The sequence below is a fragment of the Bacillus sp. I-2 genome, from assembly GCF_001974945.1.
GTDB lineage: Bacteria > Bacillota > Bacilli > Bacillales > Bacillaceae > Bacillus > Bacillus safensis.
Window position 1 is genome coordinate 236,767 of record NZ_LZRW01000032.1, and the last position, 20,265, is coordinate 257,031.

Genomic DNA, 20,265 nt, shown 5'->3' on the forward strand with positions numbered 1-20,265 from the left:
GAAGAAATATGACCCTTGAAGAATTAAAACATGCTTTAAGGATCACTCATGACCTGGATGACAAAATGCTAGAAACCATAAAAGCAGCGGCAGAAAAATTTATAAAAGATAGCGTCACCTTATCGAAAGAGAGGGACGCTTTTTTTATTGATAATCCTTGTTTTGATGATGCGGTCATGATGCTTTGTGGACACAGATATGAAAATAGATCAGCAACAACAAACAAGAATTTACAAGAAGTGCCGTTCGGCGTTATGTCGTACATTCAACAATTTAAAGGAGAATACCCTTCATGGACTATGGACGATTAAATACGCCGATATCTTTCGTTAAAAAGTCAAATACGAAAGACCCTATATCCAGGGAGAACACGACCACATTAGAAAGACTTTTCACCACCTGGGCGGAGCGGCGAGATCAAAAATTAAGAGAAAAGCTATCAACAGCCGGAACGGTTTTGGAGGATAGTTTGACGTATGTTATTCGCTATCAACAAGTATCAACCATTTCCAATGCTATGCACGTACAGGACCACTTGACCAACGATCTTTATCAAGTCATTGATATTCTGCCAAACGAGCAGGACAAAGACTTGATCAATGTCTTTGTAAAGAAGGTGAGCTGATGGCGCTTGAAGCTAATGGAATAGAAGAAACATATAAAGCCATTGAAAAGATGGCTCGTCAAAATGTAAAAGCAGAAAAAGCTGCCGTTCATGCAGGAGCAAAGCTGATGGCGGCTGGCTTGGAAAAGAACACGCCTTTTGATAGCGATAGCGGCAACAAGAAGCATTTAAAATCAGATGTTTTCTATTCCAAACCAAGAGAGGACGGGGAAATATATTCAACCGTTGGCTATGGTAAGGAAACGGCTTATAGGCTGCATTTTACTAACTTCGGAACGATCAAGCAGCGCCCGCAAAGTTTTATTGAGCGCACGATCAACGAATATGAACAACTCGTTTTATCAAAAATGCAAAGTGTTTATAGGGGGTTGCTCGGGCTATGATGCTGCCAATCCAAGAAGTAGAAATGATTTTGACAGAATCAACCGATCTGACAAGCTACGTGCCGGATGAAAAAGTCTTTCTCGTGGACGTCCCGGAAACAGATCAAAAAGTAAACCAAGCCCCAATGATCCGTATTAATGAGCTTGAAAGCTATCGTAATGCGTATGAGGATGATCATGCGACAGGCATAAGCGTTGATATACAAATAGATTTATGGACCGGGACAATCAAGGAAGCGCAAGAAATACAACCGATTATTGATCGTTTGATGGCTTCGGCTGACTATCAGCAATACGCTTCCGCATTTGATAAAGACCCGGATATACAACTGTACAGATATGCACGAAGGTACAGAGCAAATAAAGAAATAGAAATCAATTTTTCATAGAGAGGATGAAATAAATGGCTACAACAGGATTGAGAGATATTAGAGTCGGCGTTTTTGAGGATGACGCCGCCAAAGAAGCAATCGAAGTAATAAATGTACCTGGGGCAATTGAATCAAAATTAGAACCAAGCTCGGAAATTGCCGTTCTTTACGGGGATGATGGGGTATTTGATCAAGAAGGCTCGGGAGTTGGCGAAGCAAAGCTAGAAATAAACGTGGCTGATCTTACAACAGAAATGAAAAATAAATTGCTAGGCGCTGAATTAATTGGCGGCTGGCTTGAGGCATATGGAAAAGATACTGATCCGCCTTTTGTTGCCCTCACGTTCCGGCAAAAGACAAAAGGTGGCTTTTGGTATGTGGGACTTTTGCGAGGCAAATTCGGTATTCCATCCACAGAAGGTAAAACAAAAGAGGATAAAGTCGAATTTATTACGCCAACTATTGAGGGACAATTCATGCCCCGTAAATTTGATGGTTGGACGTATGTCATGGCGCACAGCGCAAGTCCTGGATTCACTGAAAAAGGCTTTTATGATTTTGTGTTTAAAGGAATTGATACGACTGGCGGCGACAACGGAACAGCAAAAGCACCGTCAAGCACCACAACAAAAGAATAGTGTTTTCTGATAGCCAGGTAATTTATTTTACCTGGTTAGACTGGATTCATTAAAAAATATACGAGGTGTTTAAAATGTTGAAATTAACAATGATTGATGCACAAACAAAAGAAGAAAAAACGTACACAAAGGATATGCCGTCAGCTCGTCAATTAAGACGTGCGCTTGAATTGGAAGCTCAAGCAGAACAAGAAAATATGGAAGCTACAGCAATGCTTGATGAAATGATTACCTATGTTGTGGACGTATTCGGGCAGCAGTTTTCATATGATGACTTTTTAGACAACGTCCCGTCTGACGAAACATTTCAAACTATTGCTGATGTCATCATGCAAGTGACAGGACAAAAAAAGGGAAACGACGGCTTGAAAAAGAAAGCGGTGAAAGCACAGAAATAGAGCATTTAGAAACGTGGCAAGATTACCTAGATTCATTAGATGACATATACGAAGATTTGATGAAAGAAGGGTACAAGTATCATGAAATAGACAATATGGACTTGAACGGATTTTTACGTCTTGCGAATCGAAATGGACAAAGCGCGGGCAGCGTTCCAATAGATCAGATTTTAAAACCAGGAGGCTTTTAAGCCTTCTTTTATTTTTGAATTTTTAAGGAAAGGAGGTAAACCATATGGCAACGGAAGGGCGTCCGATAGGTTCATTAGTCGTTAATACGACGTTAGATAGTACAGGGTTTGACAAAGGCGTCACAGCCTTGAGGCAGCAGCTTAAAACGGCACAGACCGCAACCAAAGCAACCGCAGCCGAATTTAAAGCATTAGATGACAAGCTGGGCGAAAGTAAAAGTAAGGTGTCGGGCTTGTCGGATCAATTGAAGATTCAAGAAAGAATTGTAGATTCCTATAGACAAGCATATGAAAAGCAAGTGGAGCAATACGGCGAGGGATCAACCCAGGCGCAGAAATATGCACAACGCTTAAACTCTCAAATAACAAGTTACCGCAATATGCAAAACGCTTTAAGACTTGCACAAAGTCAAGTGGAGCGGCTTGAGCGTGCCGAATCAGAAGCAGCAAACAGCGCCGACGATTTAGCAACCAGTCATCAAAATGTATCTAATGATGTAACGGCAGCGGGTAAAGAGGTTTCCAAACTCTCAAGCATTTTAAAGGGCGGATTTGCTACGGCAGCGGTAGCGGGTACGGCAGCCATTGGAGCCTTAACGGCAGCCGTTGGCACGCTTGGCGCAAAAATGACGGCTGATATACAAGCCTCACAAGGGCGTTTAAGAGCGCAGCTAGGCTTGACGGGTGATGAAGCCAAAAGGCTCACAGGCATAGCAAAAGATGTGTGGTCACAGGGATTCGGAGAGAATTTGGATGATGCAAGGAATGGTTTGTTTCAAATTAAACAAAATATCCGAGGCATTGCAGACAAGGACCTTACGGACGTAACTAAAAAAGCCCTGGTCCTTGCTGATGCTTTTGATTCAGAAGTAAATGAAGTTGCAAGAGCGGGAAATAACCTTATGAAAGGTTTTGGCGTGTCTGTGAGTGATGCGTTCGATTTAATGACGTATGGAGCGCAAAACGGATTGAATTTTTCCAATGAGATGTTCGATAACCTGTCCGAGTATTCAACGTTATTCGGAAAAATGGGTTATTCAGCGCAGGAATATTTTCAATTACTTGTCAATGGAACAAAAGCGGGCGTTTATAACTTGGATTACGTCAACGACGTAATGAAAGAGTTTCAAATTCGTGTCAAGGATGGCTCGAAATCGACAAATGAAGCAATGGCGAGTATGTCTAAACCGACACAAAAGGTATGGCAAGACTTTTTAAAAGGTAAAGGGACCGTCAAGGATGTATCAAACACCGTTTTAAAAGAGCTTAAAGGCATGAAAGACCAGGTGGACGCTAACAATATCGGCGTGGCTCTTTTCGGGACAAAATGGGAGGACTTAGAGGCAGACGCCATGTATGCCCTGGGCGGCATTGATGGGAAAATCGGTGACGTAAAGGGCAAAGCTGACGAAGCAGGGGCAGCATTGCAAGACAATCTAGGCACACGCTTTAAAAAGATCGGGCGTCAAGCACTGTCAGCGCTAGAGCCGTTAGGAGGCGCGGCGGCTACAATGCTTGAAAAAGCCTTTAATATTGCTGACCCGATCATGAAACAAATGTCCAGCGCTGGCAATACAGTAAAACAGGCAATGGCGGGCATTTGGGGCATATTGCAAGGCGAGGGAAGCGCTGATCGCTTAGAAGGTTACGGCATATTATCGCAGCTTTTCCCGCCTGGCGTGGTTGATATGATTGTTAGCACTACCGATACAGTAAAAGGCGTGATTGATAGTATAAAAAGCTCATTTCAAAGTATGCAGCCGACCTTTCAAGCGATTGGCAGCATTTTGATGAATGTTTTTGTCACAATGGCTCCGATTGTAAAACAAGCCCTGGGCGGCATCTTGTTATTTATCGGACAGCTTGCCGCAGTGTGGGGAACATTTTGGAAAGAAAACGGCGGTGTGATTACACAAGCCTTACAAAATATATGGTCTGTGGTCCAATTTGTCATGCCCGCCATTATCGCTATTATCAAAAGCGTTTGGGGCAACATTAAAGGCGTTGTCATGGGCGCAATGCAAGTGATACAAGGCGTCATAAAATTTTTCTCGGGCTTGCTGACTGGAGACTTCGGTAAGATGTGGCAAGGCATCAAAGACGTGTTTTTCGGCTCGATTAAAGCGATATGGAATTTTGTTCAACTTTCCTTTTTCGGAAAGATTCTCGGGATTGCGAAATCACTCGGAAAAGGGCTTTTAGGCATCTTCCCGAAAATGTGGTCTAGCATTGTCGGTTTCTTTAAAAATGGCGCTGCAAACACCGGGAAAATGGTCACTTGGCTAAAAGACAAAGCCGTTTCTATTGCGACAAGCATGAAAGACGGCATGGTTAAACGTTTTTGGGACATTGTAGACGCAGCCAAAAAATTGCCGGGTAAAATCGGTAATGGAATTAAAAACATGGCATGGGAGGCACTAAAAGGCGTCAAAGCATTAGCAAATAAAATGAATGACAAACTTTCCTTTGTTGTGAATGGTGTTATCGGTGGCGTTAACTGGGTTCTTGGTAAAGTGGGCGTGCCTAAAGAAAATCAAATACCGGAATGGACACCGCCGAAATATGCAAAAGGGACAGGCGGTCATCCAGGAGGACCCGCCATTCTAGGCGACGGAGGAATGCAAGAACTGTTTATCACGCCTGGCGGTCAAATGGGGCTGTCACCTTCGAGTGATACGCTTATGAACCTACCAAAAGGCACAGAAGTATTGTCAGGACCTAAAACGAAAGCATTGTTTGATGGTGTGCCATTTTATAAAGATGGTACAGGCGAGGGCGGGAATTTCATTTCTAGTCTTTTCGGTAAAGTTAAAGATTTGGTACTTGATGTGTCTGACTTCATTACAAAGCCTAGCAAGCTGCTGAATACATTGCTGCAAAAGATGGGGATTACGACCCCGAGCATGGCAGGGGGCTTTGGTCAGATTGTCAAAGGCAGCTTTTCTTTTATCAAGGACAAAGCGGTTTCCTTTATTAAAAACAAGATCAAAGACTTTGGTTTTGTTCCTGGTGAGGGAGGCAGCGCAGCGGTCAAAAAATGGGTGGCTCAAGCAATTGCAATTAAGGGCATTTCCCCATCTTTTTCAAAAGCGCTTGAAACGATTGCTATGAAAGAGTCGGGCGGAAACCCTACAGTTGTAAACAATTGGGACAGCAACGCAAAAGCGGGGCATCCGTCCCAGGGGCTTATGCAATTCATTCCGTCTACCTTTGCAGCAAACAAAGAACCAGGTTACGGAAATATCAAAAACCCTGTTCACCAGGTTCTTGCGGCTATCAACTATTTGAATAGTCGGTATGGCGGAATCAACAAGCACCCGGGCTTAGTCAACATGAGAAAAGGCGGCAAGTACATTGGCTATGATAAAGGCGGTATCATTACCCGAAATCATATGGCAGAGGTCCATAAAGGGGAAATGATTTTACCTTTAAGACAATTCCGCAGAAACCGGGCTATGCAGGTTCTTGCTCAAGCTAATCGAATGGTGGGCTATCAGCCCGAGCAGCAGGGACAAGGTTCAACAAATGTGATTGTTCAAAATGATAGTGCTGATGCTATTAAGCAACTAGAAAACAAGTTTGATCAAATGATCGGTTTGTTGACACAGATCGCCATGAAAGACACCACGATAAATGTTGAGGGACTAAACAAGTACAATATGGATTTACTCAAAAATAGGCAGCGTAGGGGAGGGTTTGCATGAGCTATGAATTTTATACGGATTACGGGGAAGGACTTCAATTGATCAGCGAACGCCTTCCCTTTTTACGTTGCGTAAAATTTACGCCTGTGTCAGCTTCAATCGAACGTCAAACGGCGGTTGTGGCAAATAGACCAGGATTAAAACAAACGTCGAAAAAAGTCCGTTTCAAAGAAAGAAAAATCAAAGCACGATTTTATATTAAAGCAAAAAGCACGGATCAGTTTAATAGATACAGGGCGGCGCTCACAAGGGAGCTAGTAAGAGAAGAACCCTATTACATTAGTTGTTCTTTTTCTCCTGGCATACGCTACCTGGTGACGTGTGATGATGAAATCGAAATCGAAAAAGATGACGGGAAAAATTATAAAGAAGTTGATGTGGAATTTACCGCAGGGCTTGGGCTTGGAGAAACCGTCTTTAATACTGAAAAGCCCTTGAATTTGAACGGAGAGTATTTTTATCTTGGCATGAATTTACCGAGTCAAGACGATCTGAAATACCGTTTCACGTCCAAGACGTTCAAAGTCTACAACGCTTCTGATGTGACAATTGATCCGATTGACTTTGATTATAGCGTCACCATGTATTTAACAGGTAAGGACGTGAATATTCGTAATGATGCCACGAAAGAGGCGTTAACGATAAGGGGATCGGTTTCGAAAAAGCAAAAAATTATTATCACACGTCAATATGTCATGATTGATGGGAAAATGGCGGACACGTCCGGGCGCTTTCCGAGCTTGCGCCCTGGCTTTAATCCATTTGAAATCGAAGGCGCATCCAGTATTGATATACGATTTGTCTTGCGCTTTTACTATAAGTAGGTGAAATGATGAATCAATTATTTGTACAGTCAAAGCACGATCCAACAAATAAAGTACCTTTGGAACATATAGAACCCGAAGTCTCGGATAAATTAGACGGCACAAAGCAATTATCATTTCAGTGTTTACAAATACCCGAAACTGAACTTGCTTTCGATATGCTTGTAAATGACAACGTCTTGCTAATAGATGAGATCGAGCATAAAGCGCAACGATACATTATTGTCGAAGATGAAAAGAAAACAGAAAACGGCGTGTCATTCCGAAATGTGGCGGCTGATCATATGTATATTGTTCGCCTGACATATAACCAGGTGGATGAAGAAATTAACGGAGAAATAGACATAGACACAGCGCTTAAACACGCTTTAAAAGGAAGCGGACTTTCCTTTACCGTCATGCCGGATGCTAAAGGATTGAAAGCCAAACTAGAAGGGTTCGGCAAGAAAAAGTCGTTAGAGCTGATGAACGATCTTATATCGGCTTTTGTCGTGGAACTTGATGTAAACAATGATCATATATACGTATTCAAAGAAATCAAAAAGCGGATTAATTACAAATTAGATACCAGGGCGAATATGAATACGATTAGTGTTAAAAGCAGCTTGTCTGAATCTTTCACCCGGATAAAGGGTTATGGCAAGGTAAAAGAAGAAAAGGACACAGCAAGCGAGGAAACAAAAGGCTATGATAGTAAATCGGCGAAATGGAAAACAAACAGTGATTTAAATGCCATGTATGCGGAGGACGTTGGACAAACGTTCTCTTTTACGTTTAAAGGAACAGGCTTCAGCGTGAAGCTGATCAAAGAAAAATTAGGCGGGAAAATCACGTTCAATATAGATAAAAAGACAAACAAAACATTCAGCACGTACAAAGACACAGGCAAAGAAAGTCATGTGGTTGAAACGGTTGATGTGATCCGAGGTCTTGAGGATAAAGAGCATACGGTCGTTGCTACATTTAAAGGAAAAGACAGCAAAAACCCGAACACGAAAAAAATGAAAACGGGTTTCCGGGTGAGTATTCCTAACGGGAATTTTATTGGACTTTATCGGAACTTTAAAAATGATGAAAAGTACATGTTCCCACCTGTGACATATATTCACCCTGACGAAAAACTTTTTCTTGTAGATGGTCGCCCGAGAGTAGCAGAAACAGTTTACGAAGATTCCATTTCAAAAAAAGAGGACATGGAAAAACTTCTAAAAGAGAAAGTTGACCCTTATCCAAAATTAACTATCGAATTGGATTTTGAAAAAGTGTATGATCCGAAGCTCGAAGCGATTGAGGACAACATTTGTAAAGGCGCTATTGTTCCAGTCATTGCAGATACAGCATACGGCATCCTGTTTGAAGGAGAGGTAAGGGTACAGGAAATCAAATATAACCCTCTCAATTTGGACATGAAGCCATCTGTCACGCTGACGAATTATCGTAAAGACATTATTGACTATCAACTAGAAAAAGATGTTGAGATGAAAAGGCAGCGGAATTTAATCAAGAAGGAAATAGCAGAAATGCTTGAGGCTCAAAGGAGCATAGCAAGCAGCACGCAAAGCCAATTGAATAATATCAATACAAAGGTTTCCCAGGATTTGAGCTTGTCATATTCAAGCGTTACGAAAACCTGGTCAATTGATGATAGCAGCGTTGACGGTGCGGAAATTGATGAGATAGGGAACACTATTGATATTGATGTTGGGATCGACATAAAACCGAAAAGCCCCAGGGCGGGCGTTGATTTTGATTTAAGTCTAAAGGGAATCACGGCAGGCGTAACCGTTGATACGACCAACCCAAGCGGCATGAATATTATGCTTGCTAAAGACGGTCAAAGGATCAGCCCAACGGCTGCCGATATACCAAACGGCGCACAAATTAATATTTCATTTTACTTAGATAGCTGACGGGAAAACGTCGGCTATTTTTTATGAAAGGAGCTGATAGCATGGGAAGATTCAGCTTGTTAAAAGTATTCAAGATCGGAAAAAATGCAGAGTTTGAAGATAATCTATCGCAAAATGCACGTTCCACAGAAAACGCATTGAATCAACTAGATATTGAAATTAAGGAACACAAAGCGAGCGAAAAAGCTCACGAAGCGGCAAGTATCATACACAGAGGGAAAAGCGTGGCGCATTGGCTTAATAGTTATTGGTCACGTCTTGTAAATCTGATCGTCAATCACGACGGTAATGACGTGAAAGAGGTCGTGGATGGTCGGGTTGCATTAGATGCGACCATTCATCCGACTTTGAATGATCGTCTTGAATATGACTTCGATCAATTTGAAAAGAAAGTCAATGACATGCTTTCGGTTGTGTCTTTGCAGCCGTTTTTAAACAAATACGGCAACTTCACAAAGGCGTTACAAGCAGCACTAGAATTATCAAAGGATCGTCCCATTTGGCTTTATATTCCCCCTGGAGGCTATACGTTGCGGGAACGGGTGAGGATTTACAAAAACACTCATATCACTTTACAGGCAGGGGCAACCATCAAGCGTGGTTTTGTTGGCAGCATGTTTGTAAATGGTGATTCAAATGAGAGTTTCACCGGATATAACGGACACGGAAACTTGATCATTGACGGTCAAGGCTCTATCGACAGCATGGGGCATGAAATCAAAGAGCAGTGTTCTATTTTCGGCTTTGCTCACGCATCCGGCATTATCATGCGAGATATTACCTTGAGAAATGTTTGTGGTGGCCATGCTTTTGATTGTGCAGGGAATGAAAATGTCTTGATTGATAATGTGACATTTGAAGGGTTTGCGGATTATGTAGGGGATAGATGGTTCTCGGCTGCAATTCAAGTCGATCTAATGCGCGATTCTAGTAACTTCGGTGCATTCGGATCATATGACCACACGCCGACGAGAAATATCACGGTTCGTAACTGCTTCTTCGGAAAATCTACGAAGCTAGGCGGATGGGCGAGAGCCATCGATTCACATACAAGCACTGACGGCGTTCTATATTCAGGCATTAGATTCCTCAATAACAAGGTTTACGATTGCACAGAATGGGCGGTATCGGGCAACAAATGGCAAGATGTGTTTGTTGACGGCAATACGTTTGAAAACTGTTCAGGTGGCGTAAGAACGTTATTACCGAGTGTTGATAGCGTCTATACGCAAGACAAAAACGGAAACCCGACGGGCAGAGTAAACAAGACAAAGCGTCACACAATCACAAACAACAAATTTATAAATATGACGGTTGATCATGCGATTCAGGTTTATGGCCGTAAAGGGTATCAAACCATTGATCAAGTGGTTATTAAGGCCAATCAAATTGACGGTACAACGAGACATGGAATTCATGTTTCTGACGTCAAACATTTTGTTATTGATGATAACAACATGGAGAACATTGGACACCACGGCGTACTGATTACCCGCAGCACTCGGGGAAAAGTTCACCACAACACAGGACGTGACATCCAGGGGAACGGTGTGCGAGTAGAGGAAGGGAATTGCGATTATGTTTCAGTGGATGACAACACGCTAGAAGAGATCGGTTTCTCGGGTATATCAGTTTCGGGAGAATCGGAATATGTACAGGTGGATAAAAACACAATTATGAATGCAGGCAAGCGAGGGGATGAATACGACTTTATTTTGTTTATGGATGGGGTGAAAAACAGCGCCGTCCGCAACAACACCGCAACCGGGAAAACGGGTCGACACGGCTTATATTTAACAAGCAAATGTTCATCTATACAACATTTCGGAAACCGATTAAAAGGCGCCGGAAAAGTGTCAGCATTAAACGATAATAGCGTTGATCCAATACGTACAGTCGAAAATATTACTTGAGGGGGGAAATCATGACGAATCAACTTTTTAAAAATGGCGTGCTGCCTTTCGTGGTTGACGCCTATGATCAAAGCGTGTACGATTCAAAAATTGTTTTCTCAACCCAGGACATAGGCACAGCAAAGTTAGTTTTTCAATTGCGTAAAGATGGTGTGCCACTTCCGTTGTCAGCGGTTGACGGAAAACTCGTACTTTTATTTAATAATGGATCCAAGAACGTTCGGAATATCACGCTTGTTGATAAAGTCGAAGGGATTGCCGAATACGTCCTAGATAATGATGAGATTAAGCTATACGGCAAGGTCCAAGCGTCTTTGAATTTGTATTATCGAAATGGACAAGCATTGTCCATTCACGAATTTACATTCGAGATTGATCGAAATTTAATTGACCAGGACATTGCCCCGGCAGCGGAGTTTTATATTGATGATTTTCAATCGCTAAAAAAGCAGATTGAGCGCATGGCGGAGGAGCTTGAAGCGGATATAAAAAAGAGAACTGACGATATGCAAGGAAACATTGATAAGATCACGAAAGAGCTTCAAGAGCAGCTTGACAGGATGAAAGAGAAACTTGACGATCTCGAAGCGCTTGAAACAAAAGAAGGCGCAAAAGCTAAAGTAGCCGAAGCGCTTGCAGCTGCTAAAAAATATACGGAGGATTACGCAGAGACACCCGCCGGAGCATTGAAAATGGCTAAAGACCTGGTTGTGGGTTTTCAACAAAAGAAAATCACGACCGATACTGGTATGCCATTGATCTCAATTAAGGATACTTCTGTAAGCATCTTAGATGCTGTCATCAATAATGGGCTAGGACAAGGAACGTTTTACGCTATAGCAGGATCAAAAGACCTGCCGAATCACCGTTCTTTTAGAGGGTTCTTCCACATGACAGATGTGTCATCCGACGGGAAAGCTACTTTCGGTTGGGTATATGCAACGGATTATATAAACAATATCTATACAAATTACCTTAACAATAACGTGTGGAGTGGTTGGTCAAGAATTTCAAACCATAACATGCTATCTGAGGATGGAAAAAGTCAATTGTTGCCGAATGGCACGGACATTTTAACGCTGTCATCTGGCTATTACTATGCAGTGGGCACGAACGTTGTCAACATGCCGAGTAAAACCGATTCCAGTTGGTTTAACATCTATGTATTGGACAACGGTAACAACCGTAAAACTTTTCACGTTATACGTAGTGCTGATAACCTCCATTGGTGGGGAACGACTCATACTGACGGATCGTTCAAAGGTTGGGAACGAATGTTAACCGAAAAAGATTTAACTAGTTCATGGAATCAAGTCACGTTGGTAACTGGAGTTACGAAACACTTTGCCGGAAACCCTCTCTTATTCTCAATACGCTTAAACTCTTTACATCTTAGAGGGTCTTTCGAGGGCATACCCGCGAACGATACAGTCATTGCCCGTTTTGCTCAAAAACCAACAGGGGAAACCGTTTTTGGGGGTACAACAGTTGGATCATACGGAGCAGCACGTTTGACGCTTGGTGTAGATGGCTCACTAAAGTTCAATGGGCTAAACGCAAATGACAATTCAAAGGTGACAAGAATCGAAATAAACGAAGAAATTCCATTGTGGTAAAGGAGTGATTGACAATGCAAATTTTTTACTATGATGAGAAGTTTAAATATCAAGGTGAAGATGTAATTGATTATGACGAGCTGCCGAAAAATGCTACAGATGTAAGACCGCAAGAGGGGTTGTATCTTCCCGAGTATGACGAGAAAAAAAGAGTGTGGTTTGAATCAGCATCCAAAGAGTATATAGAGAGCTTGCAACCAAAGCCGCAGCCGTCAAAAATAGAGATAATGGAAAAGGAAATAGCCGAGCTGTATTATTTGCTTGCGGTAGGCGGTGAATCATCATGAATATTTGGTTTGAGAGAATCAAAGGTTTTTATGATAGAGAATTATGGACAAAAGAAATGGTGTATAACACCGTAGCAGCGGGGAGAATCACACCCGAACAATATGAGCAGATCACAGGTGAGCCGTACGAAGTATAGGCTTATTTTTTATGGCGGGAGAAGGTGAACAAAATGGAAATGGATATTGCACAGTATTTAATGACACAGGGACCGTTTGCGGTTCTTTTTTGTTGGGTGTTGTTTTATGTCTTGAACACGACAAAAGAGCGTGAAAACAAGCTAAACGAGCAAATAGATGCACAAAATGACGTGCTAGCAAAGTTTAGTGAGAAGTATGATGTTGTCATTGAAAAACTAGACAGAATCGAAAGAAACCAAAAATAAAAACGAAAAGAGGAATTTTTGATATGAAAAACTTTGACAAAGGCACGGTCGTTCGCACGGTGCTTCTTTTTATTGCACTAATCAACCAGGCGCTAATCATGTTTGGCAAACCTGTTTTGCCGATCAGTGAGGACCAAGTCACATCATTGGCTGACACATTGTATCTTGCTGGATCAATGATTTTTACAATTGTCACAACCTTGATGGCGTGGTTTAAAAACAATTATGTGACAAGCCGTGGTAAAGCTCAAAAAGAAGCGCTACAACAAAAAGGATTAACAAAGTAAAGGGCTGCCCCAGGCGGCTTTTTTAAATACTAAAAAACAATTTTAAGGAGTAGATGAACAATGGTAAAAATCATTCAAGATTATATTTCAAAGAGTAACCGCAACAGACCAGGCAACTATATGAAACCTTTATATATTACGGTTCATAACACGTCTAACACGTCAAAGGGCGCAGACGCAGCAAGTCACGCAGCTTTTGTTAAACGATCTAGTACAGCCGTTAGCTGGCACTACACTGTGGACGAAAATGTCATCTATCAGCACTTACCACTAAACGAAAACGGGTGGCACGCAGGAGACGGCAGAGGCACGGGAAATATGAAGTCAATCGGAATTGAAATTTGTGAAAATAGTGATGGTAATTTTGAGAAAGCAGTCGAGAACGCTCAATGGTTAATTCGTCAGTTAATGCAGGATCAAGGTATTCCATTGTCAAACGTTGTTCCTCATAAAAGATGGAGCGGGAAAGAATGTCCACGTAAGCTGCTTAATCGTTGGGACAGCTTCAAATCAGGTATTGCAACTGCTCACACGGGTAAAAAGCCTTCTGCTAAACCAACAAAAGCAGAACCATCCAAAACAGCAGCTTCCAAGCCTGCTAAGTCATACAACCTGCCTAATGGCATTTTAAAAGTTACAAAGCCTCTTACAAAGGGGGCAGGAGTAAAAGCTGTACAACAAGCCCTAGCGGCGGTTTACTACTACCCGGATAAAAAGGCAAAAAACAACGGGATTGATGGCTATTACGGACCGAAAACAGCGGATGCAGTCAAGCGGTTCCAGCTCATGCATGGACTTGCTGCCGATGGCATCTATGGACCGAAGACAAAAGCAGCATTAGAAAAAGCATTGAAATGAGTAAAACCCCTGTCCTTAAAGGATAGGGGCTTTTTTGTGTTTTAATAGGGAAAAAGTTGGTTATAAGGTTAGGTAAAACGTGATATGATTGTAAAAAGGAGGTAATATGATGACATTTAAAAAAGCGTTCAATATAGGTTATCTTGTTTTGCTTTTATCTTTTATTGTCGTATATTTCTTGCTTCCAGTCGATCAAATATTTACCGCAATTATGATCCTAACCGTACTATTTGGTGTATATCAATTTGTGATTTTCAAAAAGCTAAAAGAGCAAAAACAGCAATAAAAAAAGCCCTAGTCTGCATTAGACTGGGGCTGTCTTTATTATGTTCCGCACATGTAATGCTTGCCTGCCGATCCTACTTCGTCCAGTTTTTTATTTTTACGTTTACTGTCCGAGAACATTTTCAAGTGTCTCTTTCTCCACAAATAACAAATATCAGTGTCGGCTCGTGTTCCCCAACGTGCGGAGAAGTAACCTGTTTTCATTTTCAATTGAATCATTATTTGAGCAGCGGCAGTAGCAATCCAACCAACATAAGGAATACGGTTTAAAATTGCGGCTGCAATTACTCCTAGAGCTGCCTTTCCTTCTACTGTAACACGGTAATGATCATATTTGGACCACACCCATTTTCCTTTTTGTTTCTGTGTTGTGAAATCATCATTTGCTAATTGTTCAAGTGAATTAGAGATCATTGGATTCATTTGATTTTCTAATACAATGCTATTCGCAATTTTATTTACTTGTTTTTCAATTGCGGCTATTTCGTCAGATTTTAGATAGTTACTAGAAACAGAGATATGCCCTGTTTCTTTGTTAGAAGTATAGGTGATAGTACCAAGTTCAGTTTTAAAAGTGGTCACATGTTGAGAATCATTTTCCATTGTTTTTATATTCGTTTTCAATCCGTCTATTTCTTCGGTGAATTCTTCGTGATTTTTAAAATCATTTTCTTTTGAGGTGTTTTTCTCGGCTGCAAAACTTGGGGGAACAGAGGTCAAAACCAGGGACAAGGACAACAAGATAAAAAACAACGCCCTTTTTTTCATGTAATTCCTCCTATGGAAAATATAGTCTTGCGACACTATCTTATCTTTTTCAACAAATTTAAAACAGAGACTAAAATACCATTTTATGCTATGGAAAATTGCGGTTTCTTTTCGGTGTGGAATTATTCTGAAAATGATAATATATGTCATTATAAGGAATAGTTAGGAAGGGGTAGGGTCTTATGGAGAAAGTGCTTTCTTCTCATGTCGGTATGAAAATCAATGAATGGTATTACCATATTCAAAGATTTAACGTACCGGACGCCGAAGCATATAAAGAAGAAATAAAATCTTTGCTCGATGATATGGAAGAAAACCAGGATTTATTATTATATTTCTCACTCATGGAGTTCCGACATAAATTAATGTTGGATTATTTGAATCCATTGGAAAATGGGAAAGAGCGTGCCAACTTTAGAGAACTAGCAATGAAGATCAAAAGGGACCAAGAGAAATTAACAGGCTTACTTGATTATTATTTTAATTTTTTCTACGGTATGTATGAGTTTGAAAATTATGAATACCTCAACGCCATTACCTTCTATAAACGAGCAGAAAAAAAGCTATCTCTTGTAAGTGATGATATTGAACGTGCCGAGTTCAATTACAAGATGGCAGAAATCTATTACCACATGAAACAAAACCACATGTCCATGCACCATATAGCCCAAGCAATTGAATGTTATCGAGAAAAAGAAACTTATACTGTTAGACAGATACAATGTTCCTTTGTCATTGGATTAAACTATATTGATATGGGCTGCCCCGAAAAAGCAAAGCCTCATTTTAATCACGCACTAGAAAAAGCAACGGAAAGCGACACCAAAAGATTAGTAGGATCAGCGCTTTATAATTTGGCTTTAAGTTATTTCCACAATGATGAAATAGCTGCCGCAATCAAATATTTAAATGATTCAATCAATGCTTTTAAAGAACGAGGATATGAGCATTTTAACAGAATACTTGATCCTTTAAGTATGCTTGTAAGGTCATATTTTCAATCTCATGAAAACGATCTAGGCGTATACGCTCTCAACCAGGGCATAGAATTGGCTGAAAAATTAAACGATGACGTAATGCTTAAAGTATTCACTTTTTACAAGGCGCTTTATGTAAAGGAAGATTATGATAAAGTTTCAAGTGATACCGAATATTTAACCGAAAGAGGAATGTATGCAATTCTTGAAGAATTATCGAAAGATGCAGCAAGGAGATATAAAACAGTAGGAGATAAAGACAAGGCGTCGAACTTCTATGAGAAGGTTCTTTACTTCCAACAATTAATAAAAAGGAGCGATTGCCTTTATGAAATTTAAGTCAGTAGTAGCAACCCTCATCATTATTGGCACTTTGAGCACGCTTGGTTATTTCGCCTTTTCACAAAACCATGATGAAGCTATCAGAGGACACACCTCAAGTATCGGTTATGATAAATTTCATTAAAAAAAGCCCTTTTCGGGGCTTCTTTTTTATTTGAACCGCCATTCCTTCTTCTCTTTATCCCATGTCATTTCATTTCTTGACATAAGATTTCTAACGGCTTTTCTAATGGACTGTTCATCTTTACCTGTTTTTATTTTTAAGTCCTCTATTGTGGGGTTCTTGCGAAACCTACTCATATTATAGATGATCCTGTATAGCTTCCTCTCAAGATCATTCATGAAATCACCACCTCGGACTATCTTATTTGAATATCTTTTTCATTAGCTTACCGGATGCTTTACCCGCAGCACGTCTCATGATACGCTTGCCTATAGTGCCTTTTTGAACGGCATTGACGTCACCTAAGTATTTTGATGTTTTATAAAGGAATGATCTTATTTTATTTAAGTTCATGTATGCCCTCCAATGGTTTTAAACAAATTATATCAAATATGCAACATGAGAAAATTATTTGAAACTTTTTTTGTATACATGCGTCTAATCTACGGTTATAAGATTTTTTGTGTTTATGTTATGTTTACATGTCTTTATCTCAATACTAAAAATCAAGTCCTTCATAAACATACCGTGTTTATTGGAAGTTTGAACTCATCCATCGTTCACCCGCGTGAAATTTTCAAAGAGGCCTTTAAACGGTCCGCTGCTTCATTTATATGTGTGCACAACCATCCATCTGGAGATCCGACGCCGAGCAGGGAAGATATTGAAGTCACACAGCGACTTTTTGAATGTGGAAAGCTGATTGGAATACAGCTGCTTGATCATCTTGTCATAGGTGATCAAAAATTTGTGAGTTTGAAGGAAAAAGGGTATTTGTAACACTTTTTTTTTCAATGTTTTACGATATAATAGAGTTTATGAGTTTTTCCCTAAGGGAATTTTGGTTTAAGAAAGGAAGATACATACATATGTTTGGAATTGGTACAAAAGACCTTGGAATAGATCTTGGAACAGCGAATACGCTTGTTTTTATTAAAGGAAAAGGCATTGTTGTGAGAGAACCTTCGGTCGTAGCCTTGGAAACTGATACGAAGTCTATAGTGGCAGTCGGAAATGATGCTAGAAACATGATTGGCCGTACACCTGGTAATGTTGTGGCACTACGCCCAATGAAAGACGGAGTCATTGCAGATTACGAGACGACAGCAACAATGATGAAATATTACATTAATCAAGCATTAAAAGGCAAAGGGCTTTTTGCTCGTAAACCTTACGTCATGGTATGTGTACCATCTGGTATTACAGCTGTAGAAGAGCGTGCAGTCATTGATGCAACAAGACAAGCTGGTGCACGTGACGCATACCCGATTGAAGAGCCATTTGCTGCGGCAATCGGTGCTAACCTGCCTGTATGGGAGCCAACAGGAAGTATGGTTGTGGACATTGGCGGCGGTACAACAGAGGTAGCGATTATTTCTCTTGGCGGCATTGTGACATCACAATCAATCCGCGTAGCAGGAGATGAAATGGATGATGCGATCAGCAGCTACATCCGTAAAACGTATAACCTAATGATCGGTGATCGTACGTCAGAAGCGATTAAAATGGAAATCGGTTCTGCGCAGCCTGATGTACATGATGAGATGGACATTCGCGGCCGTGACCTTTTAACAGGTCTGCCAAAAACAATCTCTATTACGGCAGAAGAGATTGCAAAAGCGCTTCGCGATACGGTGGAAACAATTGTCGATGCAGTGAAAATGACTCTTGAAAAAACCCCGCCTGAGCTCGCAGCAGATATTATGGACCGCGGAATTGTTTTAACAGGAGGCGGTGCATTGCTTCGTAATCTTGACAAAGTCATTAGTGATGAAACGAAAATGCCAGTCATTATTGCAGAAGACCCGCTTGACTGTGTGGCAATCGGAACAGGGAAAGCACTAGAACATATTCATTTGTTCAAAGGAAAATCAAAAGATAATCGATAATCGGTCGTAATTAAAGAGGTGTAAGACATGCCGCAGTTTTTTATGAATAAAAGATTAATGTTGCTCCTTGTCTGTGTCATCGTACTGGTGGCCATGATTGGTTTTTCAGTGAAAAGCGGCAGAGGTGCTTCATGGCCGGAAAAATTAGTGGGGGATACGACAGGCTTTTTTCAAGGTGTCTTTCATAAACCATCACAATTTATTGCCGGTATTTATGGGAACGTACAAGATTTAAAGAACACATATGATGAAAACGAGCGTCTTCGAAAAAAACTTGATGGACAAACTCAATATGAGGCGAAACTTCAAGAACTAGAAGATGAGAACAAAAAGCTTCGCAAACAGCTTGGCTATGTGAACTCTATTCGTGACTACACGCCAATTCTATCAACTGTTATCGCAAGAAACCCTTCACTTTGGGATAGCTTTGTGATGATTGATAAAGGGAAAAAACAAGGCGTGGAAAAAGATATGGCAGTCACAAATGAGAGTGGCGCATTAATTGGGAAGATTGAAAGTGATAAGCTCAACAATTTTACTTCGACTGTAAGATTGCTAAGCTCTACTGACCAAAATAATAGAATTTCAACGAAAATTTTTGCGAAAAAGGGCAAAGAAGAACTCAATGGAATCATTAACGGTTATGACAGCAAGAAAAAAATGCTGACTATGAATATTCTGAAATCCGATGCAGATGGGGATGTCAAAAAAGGAGATCTTGTTGAAACATCTGGAGCAGGGGGCGTATTCCCGCAAGGCTTAACGATTGGTAAGGTAAGTGAAATCGAGCCAGACCATTACGGCCTGACAAAGATCATTTACGTAGAACCAGCGGCTGAACTCAACAATTTAGACCGCGTGATTGTGGTGAATCGCAGCACAAGTACAGCAGATGCATCTGAATTGACGAAGGAGGAAGGCTCGTGAAACGTGTCCTTCTTGCTTTCGTCATGTTATTTATCTTCGTATTTGACAGCATTTTTGTTGATTTAGTGAAGCTCCCATTTGTTTCAGAGAATCAAATTTTAGCTCCTCATTTCATTTTACTCGCACTTGTATTTATGACTGCTTTTGTGAATCAAAAATATGGTGTGATTTACGGATTTATCTTTGGACTTTTATATGATATTTCATATACAGGCATACTTGGTGTTCATATGTTTGGCTTTGGGGCGCTTTGCTATTTGCTAGCAAAAGCCTTTAAAGTTCTGCAAACGAATATGTTAGTCGTTGTCTTTCTGTCGATTATTGCTGTTTCCGTGATGGAGTTTTATGTATACGGCGTTCAAGCGACAATTCAACCAGGGATTATGCCGTTTAATACGTATGTCATCGAACGCTTTATTCCAACGATTCTTTTAAATACTGCTGCGTCTCTCATACTTGTTGTGCCGTTTAGGCTCTTTTTCACCCACGTGAAACAAGGACTGATCGACGAATAAAAGCAGGAGTT

The 20,265-nt window shown here is 40.8% G+C and carries 25 protein-coding genes and 1 pseudogene; 23 read left to right on the plus strand and 3 right to left on the minus strand.

Going from position 1 to position 20,265, the window contains the following annotated elements:
• Nucleotides 1–8: 8 nt before the first annotated feature.
• The 17 genes from BAE31_RS10195 (at nt 9) to BAE31_RS19485 (ending at nt 14,674) form a co-directional block, all read left to right on the plus strand.
• The gene (locus BAE31_RS10195) at nt 9–311 is read left to right on the plus strand and encodes a head-tail connector protein (protein WP_076840370.1); all 303 of its coding nucleotides are present in this window, start codon (nt 9–11) and stop codon (nt 309–311) included.
• Nucleotides 293–625, plus strand: a complete 333-nt coding sequence (locus BAE31_RS10200; protein WP_076840371.1) for a phage head completion protein — start codon at nt 293–295, stop codon at nt 623–625. The genes BAE31_RS10195 and BAE31_RS10200 overlap by 19 nt, the downstream gene beginning before the upstream one ends.
• Complete coding sequence (locus BAE31_RS10205) at nt 625–1,008, plus strand: HK97-gp10 family putative phage morphogenesis protein (protein WP_076840372.1); 384 nt, start codon at nt 625–627, stop codon at nt 1,006–1,008. Before BAE31_RS10200 ends, BAE31_RS10205 begins: the two co-directional genes overlap by 1 nt.
• The gene (locus BAE31_RS10210) at nt 1,005–1,397 is read left to right on the plus strand and encodes a DUF3168 domain-containing protein (RefSeq protein ID WP_076840373.1); all 393 of its coding nucleotides are present in this window, start codon (nt 1,005–1,007) and stop codon (nt 1,395–1,397) included. The genes BAE31_RS10205 and BAE31_RS10210 overlap by 4 nt, the downstream gene beginning before the upstream one ends.
• A 14-nt stretch (nt 1,398–1,411) precedes the next feature.
• Nucleotides 1,412–2,017 carry a major tail protein gene (locus tag BAE31_RS10215; protein WP_076840374.1) on the plus strand — a complete coding sequence of 202 codons (606 nt, stop codon included), beginning with the start codon at nt 1,412–1,414 and terminating at the stop codon, nt 2,015–2,017.
• Nucleotides 2,018–2,091: 74 nt separating this feature from the next.
• Nucleotides 2,092–2,415 carry a phage tail assembly chaperone G gene (gene gpG / locus BAE31_RS10220; protein WP_076840375.1) on the plus strand — a complete coding sequence of 108 codons (324 nt, stop codon included), beginning with the start codon at nt 2,092–2,094 and terminating at the stop codon, nt 2,413–2,415.
• A 235-nt stretch (nt 2,416–2,650) separates the two neighbouring features.
• Nucleotides 2,651–6,310, plus strand: a complete 3,660-nt coding sequence (locus BAE31_RS10225; RefSeq protein WP_076840376.1) for a phage tail tape measure protein — start codon at nt 2,651–2,653, stop codon at nt 6,308–6,310.
• Nucleotides 6,307–7,134, plus strand: coding sequence for a phage tail domain-containing protein (locus tag BAE31_RS10230; protein ID WP_076840377.1), 828 nt, complete (start codon nt 6,307–6,309; stop codon nt 7,132–7,134). Before BAE31_RS10225 ends, BAE31_RS10230 begins: the two co-directional genes overlap by 4 nt.
• A gap of 8 nt (nt 7,135–7,142) precedes the next feature.
• Nucleotides 7,143–9,044 carry a phage tail protein gene (locus BAE31_RS10235; protein ID WP_076840378.1) on the plus strand — a complete coding sequence of 634 codons (1,902 nt, stop codon included), beginning with the start codon at nt 7,143–7,145 and terminating at the stop codon, nt 9,042–9,044.
• Nucleotides 9,045–9,085: 41 nt separating this feature from the next.
• On the plus strand, nt 9,086–10,957 hold the full coding sequence (locus tag BAE31_RS10240; protein ID WP_076840379.1) for a right-handed parallel beta-helix repeat-containing protein: 1,872 nt from the start codon (nt 9,086–9,088) through the stop codon (nt 10,955–10,957).
• Nucleotides 10,958–10,968: 11 nt separating this feature from the next.
• On the plus strand, nt 10,969–12,573 hold the full coding sequence (locus BAE31_RS10245; RefSeq protein ID WP_076840380.1) for a BppU family phage baseplate upper protein: 1,605 nt from the start codon (nt 10,969–10,971) through the stop codon (nt 12,571–12,573).
• 14 nt (nt 12,574–12,587) lie between these two features.
• Nucleotides 12,588–12,860, plus strand: a complete 273-nt coding sequence (locus BAE31_RS10250; RefSeq protein WP_076840381.1) for a hypothetical protein — start codon at nt 12,588–12,590, stop codon at nt 12,858–12,860.
• Nucleotides 12,857–12,997, plus strand: a complete 141-nt coding sequence (locus BAE31_RS10255) for an XkdX family protein (protein ID WP_076840382.1) — start codon at nt 12,857–12,859, stop codon at nt 12,995–12,997. Before BAE31_RS10250 ends, BAE31_RS10255 begins: the two co-directional genes overlap by 4 nt.
• 33 nt (nt 12,998–13,030) lie before the next feature.
• The gene (locus tag BAE31_RS10260; protein ID WP_073206560.1) at nt 13,031–13,243 is read left to right on the plus strand and encodes a BhlA/UviB family holin-like peptide; all 213 of its coding nucleotides are present in this window, start codon (nt 13,031–13,033) and stop codon (nt 13,241–13,243) included.
• Nucleotides 13,244–13,266: 23 nt separating this feature from the next.
• Complete coding sequence (locus BAE31_RS10265; RefSeq protein ID WP_076840383.1) at nt 13,267–13,530, plus strand: phage holin; 264 nt, start codon at nt 13,267–13,269, stop codon at nt 13,528–13,530.
• Between the two features lie 60 nt (nt 13,531–13,590).
• A complete protein-coding gene (locus BAE31_RS10270; protein ID WP_076840384.1) occupies nt 13,591–14,388 on the plus strand; it encodes a peptidoglycan recognition protein family protein in 798 nt (265 codons plus the stop codon).
• Nucleotides 14,389–14,494: 106 nt separating this feature from the next.
• Nucleotides 14,495–14,674 carry a hypothetical protein gene (locus BAE31_RS19485; RefSeq protein ID WP_139336381.1) on the plus strand — a complete coding sequence of 60 codons (180 nt, stop codon included), beginning with the start codon at nt 14,495–14,497 and terminating at the stop codon, nt 14,672–14,674.
• Nucleotides 14,675–14,712: 38 nt separating this feature from the next.
• On the opposite strand, the gene BAE31_RS10275 is transcribed toward BAE31_RS19485, so the two are convergent.
• Nucleotides 14,713–15,441, minus strand: a complete 729-nt coding sequence (locus BAE31_RS10275; protein ID WP_076840385.1) for a hypothetical protein — start codon at nt 15,439–15,441, stop codon at nt 14,713–14,715.
• Nucleotides 15,442–15,623: 182 nt separating this feature from the next.
• On the opposite strand from BAE31_RS10275, the gene BAE31_RS10280 reads away from it, so the two are divergent.
• Both BAE31_RS10280 and BAE31_RS19660 read left to right on the plus strand, forming a co-directional pair.
• The gene (locus BAE31_RS10280; RefSeq protein WP_076840386.1) at nt 15,624–16,757 is read left to right on the plus strand and encodes a Rap family tetratricopeptide repeat protein; all 1,134 of its coding nucleotides are present in this window, start codon (nt 15,624–15,626) and stop codon (nt 16,755–16,757) included.
• Nucleotides 16,747–16,884 carry a hypothetical protein gene (locus BAE31_RS19660; RefSeq protein WP_167753087.1) on the plus strand — a complete coding sequence of 46 codons (138 nt, stop codon included), beginning with the start codon at nt 16,747–16,749 and terminating at the stop codon, nt 16,882–16,884. The genes BAE31_RS10280 and BAE31_RS19660 overlap by 11 nt, the downstream gene beginning before the upstream one ends.
• A 26-nt stretch (nt 16,885–16,910) precedes the next feature.
• Here BAE31_RS19660 and BAE31_RS10285 read toward each other — a convergent pair whose 3' ends face one another.
• Both BAE31_RS10285 and BAE31_RS19665 read right to left on the minus strand, forming a co-directional pair.
• Complete coding sequence (locus tag BAE31_RS10285) at nt 16,911–17,102, minus strand: hypothetical protein (protein WP_076840387.1); 192 nt, start codon at nt 17,100–17,102, stop codon at nt 16,911–16,913.
• 22 nt (nt 17,103–17,124) lie between these two features.
• A complete protein-coding gene (locus BAE31_RS19665) occupies nt 17,125–17,277 on the minus strand; it encodes a hypothetical protein (RefSeq protein WP_170871290.1) in 153 nt (50 codons plus the stop codon).
• A 123-nt stretch (nt 17,278–17,400) separates the two neighbouring features.
• On the opposite strand from BAE31_RS19665, the pseudogene radC reads away from it, so the two are divergent.
• The 4 genes and pseudogenes from radC to mreD form a co-directional block, all read left to right on the plus strand.
• Nucleotides 17,401–17,703: pseudogene (gene radC / locus BAE31_RS10290) on the plus strand (RadC family protein); the annotation flags it as partial.
• A gap of 89 nt (nt 17,704–17,792) precedes the next feature.
• Nucleotides 17,793–18,812 carry a rod shape-determining protein gene (locus BAE31_RS10295; protein WP_007501538.1) on the plus strand — a complete coding sequence of 340 codons (1,020 nt, stop codon included), beginning with the start codon at nt 17,793–17,795 and terminating at the stop codon, nt 18,810–18,812.
• 27 nt (nt 18,813–18,839) lie between these two features.
• Nucleotides 18,840–19,739 carry a rod shape-determining protein MreC gene (gene mreC / locus BAE31_RS10300; protein ID WP_024423163.1) on the plus strand — a complete coding sequence of 300 codons (900 nt, stop codon included), beginning with the start codon at nt 18,840–18,842 and terminating at the stop codon, nt 19,737–19,739.
• Nucleotides 19,736–20,254 carry a rod shape-determining protein MreD gene (gene mreD / locus BAE31_RS10305; protein ID WP_024423162.1) on the plus strand — a complete coding sequence of 173 codons (519 nt, stop codon included), beginning with the start codon at nt 19,736–19,738 and terminating at the stop codon, nt 20,252–20,254. Before mreC ends, mreD begins: the two co-directional genes overlap by 4 nt.
• Nucleotides 20,255–20,265 lie beyond the last annotated feature (11 nt).

Bases quoted from the DNA above. Each gene is read 5' to 3' on its own strand.
- BAE31_RS10235 (WP_076840378.1), top strand. From the start codon at position 7,143: ATGAATCAATTATTTGTACAGTCAAAGCACGATCCAACAAATAAAGTA.
- BAE31_RS10200 (WP_076840371.1), top strand. From the start codon at position 293: ATGGACTATGGACGATTAAATACGCCGATATCTTTCGTTAAAAAGTCA.
- mreC (WP_024423163.1), top strand. From the start codon at position 18,840: ATGCCGCAGTTTTTTATGAATAAAAGATTAATGTTGCTCCTTGTCTGT.
- BAE31_RS10230 (WP_076840377.1), top strand. From the start codon at position 6,307: ATGAGCTATGAATTTTATACGGATTACGGGGAAGGACTTCAATTGATC.
- BAE31_RS10260 (WP_073206560.1), top strand. From the start codon at position 13,031: ATGGAAATGGATATTGCACAGTATTTAATGACACAGGGACCGTTTGCG.
- BAE31_RS10295 (WP_007501538.1), top strand. From the start codon at position 17,793: ATGTTTGGAATTGGTACAAAAGACCTTGGAATAGATCTTGGAACAGCG.
- BAE31_RS10205 (WP_076840372.1), top strand. From the start codon at position 625: ATGGCGCTTGAAGCTAATGGAATAGAAGAAACATATAAAGCCATTGAA.
- BAE31_RS10195 (WP_076840370.1), top strand. From the start codon at position 9: ATGACCCTTGAAGAATTAAAACATGCTTTAAGGATCACTCATGACCTG.
- BAE31_RS10250 (WP_076840381.1), top strand. From the start codon at position 12,588: ATGCAAATTTTTTACTATGATGAGAAGTTTAAATATCAAGGTGAAGAT.
- BAE31_RS10255 (WP_076840382.1), top strand. From the start codon at position 12,857: ATGAATATTTGGTTTGAGAGAATCAAAGGTTTTTATGATAGAGAATTA.
- BAE31_RS10265 (WP_076840383.1), top strand. From the start codon at position 13,267: ATGAAAAACTTTGACAAAGGCACGGTCGTTCGCACGGTGCTTCTTTTT.
- BAE31_RS10285 (WP_076840387.1), bottom strand. From the start codon at position 17,102: ATGAATGATCTTGAGAGGAAGCTATACAGGATCATCTATAATATGAGT.
- BAE31_RS19485 (WP_139336381.1), top strand. From the start codon at position 14,495: ATGATGACATTTAAAAAAGCGTTCAATATAGGTTATCTTGTTTTGCTT.
- BAE31_RS10225 (WP_076840376.1), top strand. From the start codon at position 2,651: ATGGCAACGGAAGGGCGTCCGATAGGTTCATTAGTCGTTAATACGACG.
- BAE31_RS19665 (WP_170871290.1), bottom strand. From the start codon at position 17,277: ATGAACTTAAATAAAATAAGATCATTCCTTTATAAAACATCAAAATAC.
- BAE31_RS10280 (WP_076840386.1), top strand. From the start codon at position 15,624: ATGGAGAAAGTGCTTTCTTCTCATGTCGGTATGAAAATCAATGAATGG.
- BAE31_RS10240 (WP_076840379.1), top strand. From the start codon at position 9,086: ATGGGAAGATTCAGCTTGTTAAAAGTATTCAAGATCGGAAAAAATGCA.
- BAE31_RS10275 (WP_076840385.1), bottom strand. From the start codon at position 15,441: ATGAAAAAAAGGGCGTTGTTTTTTATCTTGTTGTCCTTGTCCCTGGTT.
- BAE31_RS10270 (WP_076840384.1), top strand. From the start codon at position 13,591: ATGGTAAAAATCATTCAAGATTATATTTCAAAGAGTAACCGCAACAGA.
- BAE31_RS10215 (WP_076840374.1), top strand. From the start codon at position 1,412: ATGGCTACAACAGGATTGAGAGATATTAGAGTCGGCGTTTTTGAGGAT.
- BAE31_RS19660 (WP_167753087.1), top strand. From the start codon at position 16,747: ATGAAATTTAAGTCAGTAGTAGCAACCCTCATCATTATTGGCACTTTG.
- BAE31_RS10245 (WP_076840380.1), top strand. From the start codon at position 10,969: ATGACGAATCAACTTTTTAAAAATGGCGTGCTGCCTTTCGTGGTTGAC.
- BAE31_RS10210 (WP_076840373.1), top strand. From the start codon at position 1,005: ATGATGCTGCCAATCCAAGAAGTAGAAATGATTTTGACAGAATCAACC.
- gpG (WP_076840375.1), top strand. From the start codon at position 2,092: ATGTTGAAATTAACAATGATTGATGCACAAACAAAAGAAGAAAAAACG.